The 3,649-nt window shown below is 62.8% G+C and carries 3 protein-coding genes and 1 pseudogene; 2 read left to right on the top strand and 2 right to left on the bottom strand.

Annotated elements, in window-relative coordinates; translation table 11 throughout:
* Together EOA27_RS27270 and EOA27_RS27275 are read left to right on the top strand one after the other, a co-directional pair.
* A pseudogene (locus EOA27_RS27270) lies at positions 1–225 on the top strand (thioredoxin-disulfide reductase); the annotation flags it as partial.
* 72 nt (positions 226–297) lie between these two features.
* Positions 298–1,194 carry a LysR family transcriptional regulator gene (locus tag EOA27_RS27275; protein ID WP_042646207.1) on the top strand — a complete coding sequence of 299 codons (897 nt, stop codon included), beginning with the start codon at positions 298–300 and terminating at the stop codon, positions 1,192–1,194.
* A 14-nt stretch (positions 1,195–1,208) separates the two neighbouring features.
* On the opposite strand, the gene EOA27_RS27280 is transcribed toward EOA27_RS27275, so the two are convergent.
* Both EOA27_RS27280 and EOA27_RS27285 read right to left on the bottom strand, forming a co-directional pair.
* Entirely contained in the window at positions 1,209–1,709 is a 501-nt protein-coding gene (locus EOA27_RS27280) for an isoprenylcysteine carboxylmethyltransferase family protein (protein ID WP_127257716.1), read from the bottom strand.
* 690 nt (positions 1,710–2,399) lie between these two features.
* A partial coding sequence (locus EOA27_RS27285) for an elongation factor G (RefSeq protein WP_127257714.1) occupies positions 2,400–3,649 on the bottom strand: 1,250 nt, incomplete at its 5' end.

The following is a 3,649-nucleotide window of genomic DNA, read 5'->3' on the forward strand; positions in this document are numbered from 1 at the left end:
GGCGGTCGAGCTGTTCGTCGGCAAGCTGAAGCAGAAGCCGAACGGCTACTGTGGACGGCACCCGATTCGACTCGCACCGACGTGCCCGGCGTGTTCGCCGCCGGCGATGTCACCGATGATGTCTACCGCCAGGCGGTGACGGCCGCGGGGCTTGGTTGCATGGCGGCACTCGAGGCGGAAAAATATCTGGCCGGCATCGAGGTTCACCGCGAAGCGGCGGAGTGACAAATCGGCTGAAAAAAGCCGTTTAAAAGCCTGATTTTTCATTCAGACGCCAAATGCAACGCGAGGGGAATCATGGCGCTGGACTGGGACAAGCTACGCGTATTTCACGCAGCGGCGGAGGCTGGGTCGTTCACCCATGCCGCCGAGACGCTGCATCTGTCGCAATCGGCCATTTCGCGGCAGGTCAGCGCGCTCGAGCATGATGTCGGCGTCGCACTCTTCCACCGTCATGCGCGTGGCCTGGTGCTGACCGAGCAGGGCGAGATGCTGTTCCGCACGGCGCATGACGTGCTGATGAAGCTGGAAACCATCAAGACGCGGCTGACCGAGACCAAGGACCGGCCGTCGGGCGTGCTCCGCGTGACGACCACGGTGGGGCTGGGCGCCGGCTGGCTGACCGAGCGCGTGCAGGAATTCATCGAGCTCTATCCCGAGATCAGCCTGCAGCTGATCCTGGCCAATGAGGAGCTAGACCTCACCATGCGCCAGGCCGATTGCGCGATCCGGCTGCGCCAGCCGCAGCAGCCCGACCTTATCCAGCGGCGGCTGTTCACGGTGCATTTCCACCTCTACGCGGCGCCGTCCTACATCGCCAAGTTCGGCAGGCCGGCCTCGATCGCTGAGCTCAGGAACCATCGCATCGTCACCTTCGGCGTGCCGGTGCCTTCGCATCTGTCGGAGCTGAACTGGCTGGAGACAGTCGGCGATTTCGAAGGCGCGCAGCGGGTGCCGACGCTGCAGATCAACGACATCCTGTCGATCAAGCGGGCGGTGCAGGGCGGCGCGGGCATCGCCATGCTGCCGGACTATGTGATCAACAAGGACTCGAACCTGGTGCAGCTGCTGCCGGAGACCGAGGTGCCGTCCTTCGACACCTATTTCGCCTATCCCGATGCGATGAAGAACCAGGCGAAGCTGCACGTTTTTCGCGATTTCGTTATCGCCAAGGCGCGCAGCTGGTCTTACTGAATGCCCGGCCGAGACTACTGCCCGCGCCAGGGTGTGAGGCGGGGCAGCCAGCCGGGCACGGCGCGTCGGTAGACTTCATATTCTTCGCCATAGCGCTGGGCGAGCGTCGGCTCTTCATAGATATTGACGAACGAGACCATCGCAGCCGCGGTGATCATGCCATAGAGCAGCACCGGCCAGCTTGAAAAGATCAGAACCTGGCCGAGGATGATCGCCAGCACGGCCACGTACATCGGGTTGCGGACGTGGCGGTAGATGCCGCCCACGACCAGTTTCTCCGTCGGCGCCACAGGGGCGGGCGTGCCCAGCCCTTCGAGGGCAAAACGGGCGAAGGCGTGCAGCAGGATCGCAGCTGCTCCGATCACGAAAATGGAGCCCGCGGCCACGAAGCCCGGCGCAGTCGCCAGAGGTTTGCGATAATGGTCGGTCAGCAGCCAGGGCATCAGTCCGGCGACAACGCCCGGCGCGACGACCAGAAACAGGGCGCTGCCGGCGATTGCTGAAAAAGTCCGCATCATCGATCTCCTGCCGCAAAAATAATCTCGGCATGCCGAAATCGGCATCATTTGCCGAGTCGCCTGTATTTCGGAGCAAAATCGGCTTGATTTGGCATTTAAGCAGTCACTTTAGATCAGGAAGCAGCTTGAAACCCGCGATTTTCCTGGTCCTATGGCTTTCTGGAATGGGTTGGACCACAGCCTGCGTCTTTTTGCATGCGTGTGTTGCAAAATAGATGCTTGTTTCTTGGGCATGATGAGCACATATATAGTGGCATCTCTAGGGCGCGTTCTCCTCCCATTAGCGCCCTCGAGTGTTCCCCTCTGGAGGTTAGCCCTAATCGGCACTTCCAATCAAACTCAGCCGGATCTTTATTGATCCGGCTTTTTTGTTGCCCGCATGCCTTCGGGCCGGCAAAAACACGGCCGAATCCGACACGTAACAGTGACATGTAACATCGGGTAACATGTCGCGGACGCAGTCTATGGTTTAACTAGAGCATAGGACGCGGTTGGTCGGTTCGAGAGATGGGGGCATCACTCGAAATGGCCGGGCTCAGGCAGCTACCGCGTCCGAACCATTTGTCCGGGTGCGGCGGACCAGCCGTTGCCTCCCAGGAAGACGGTCCGCAATTGAAACGGCGTCCGGGCGAACCGGACGCCGTTTTCATATCTTCAGCGGACAGCCCGTCAGGCACTCCGACCTGTTCAGGCGGCTTTGCCGTTGGCGTTCATCGCCTCGTCGGCGAGCCGGCCGGTGAGCTCGGCCATGTGGTCGAAAGCGGCCCTGTAGCTGGCGACGCCAGCGGTCGCCGAGCGCAGCTCGATGATCAGGTCACCGATTTCGGCCTGCGGCATGGTCGCCTCGACGACGTCCCAGCCCGGCCAGTCGGGCCGCGCGTCATAGCCGAGGATTTGGCCGCGCCGCTGCGGGATCAGCGCGATGATCTTCGACGTCGCGTCGGAAGGCGTGACGATCTCGACCTTCATCACCGGCTCCAGCAGGACGGGCGAGCAGGCGGCCATGCCTTCCTTCATCGCGAGCTTGGCCGCCATCTGGAAGGCCATGTCCGAAGAGTCAACCGCATGGTAAGAGCCGTCCGACAGGTTGACGGCGACGTCGACGACCGGAAAGCCGAGCGGGCCGGTCTTCAGATAGTCACGAATGCCGGTCTCGACCGACTGGATGTATGTCTTCGGCACCACTCCGCCGGTGATGGTGTCGGAGAACTGGAAGCCGGAGCCGCGCGGCAGCGGCTTGATCTCGATCACCACATCGCCGAACTGGCCGTGGCCGCCGGACTGCTTCTTGTGGCGGCCGCGCTGCTGCGCCGATTTGCGGATCGTCTCGCGGTAGGGCACCGCCGGGGCATGGCCCTCGATCGGAATCTGGTTCTTGCCCTCAAGGCGCTCGCGCACAACGCGCAGATGCATCTCGCCGTGGCCCGACAGCACGGTCTCGGCCGAATCCTGATTGTGACGCAGGCTGAGCGAAGGGTCCTCCTCGGCCAACCGCTGGATCGCGGCCGACATCTTGACCTCGTCCTTGCGCTCCTTGGGGCGAAGCGCGAAGGCGAAGACGGGCTGCGGCGGCTCGAGCGTGACCAGTGGCCGGATGCCGCCCTTGGCCGAACTCAGCGTCTGGCCGGTCTTGACGTTGTCGAGCTTGCCGAGCGCGACGGTGTCGCCTGCCTTGGCGGATGTCTGCTTGATCTGGTCCTTGCCGAGCATCCTGTAGAGGCCGGAGACCTTCGTCGTGTCGCCGTTGGACAGGAAAAGCTCGGCCGCGTCGGCCAACTGGCCTGAAAGCACGCGCGACACCGAAAGCTTGCCGCCATGCGCGGTGTGGATGGTCTTCATCACCTGCACCACCGTCTGGCCTTCCGGCGCGCCGAGGCGCTTCCTCGTCGCCTCGATATCCGGGGCGTCGTGGCGAATGGCTTTCAACAGGCGCAGCA

This window comes from Mesorhizobium sp. M2A.F.Ca.ET.037.01.1.1, from assembly GCF_003998075.1.
Lineage (GTDB): Bacteria > Pseudomonadota > Alphaproteobacteria > Rhizobiales > Rhizobiaceae > Mesorhizobium.

What these genes read in the sequence shown, in the direction of transcription:
- EOA27_RS27275 (WP_042646207.1), top strand. Translation starts at nt 298, where the DNA reads ATGGCGCTGGACTGGGACAAGCTACGCGTATTTCACGCAGCGGCGGAG.
- EOA27_RS27280 (WP_127257716.1), bottom strand. Translation starts at nt 1,709, where the DNA reads ATGCGGACTTTTTCAGCAATCGCCGGCAGCGCCCTGTTTCTGGTCGTC.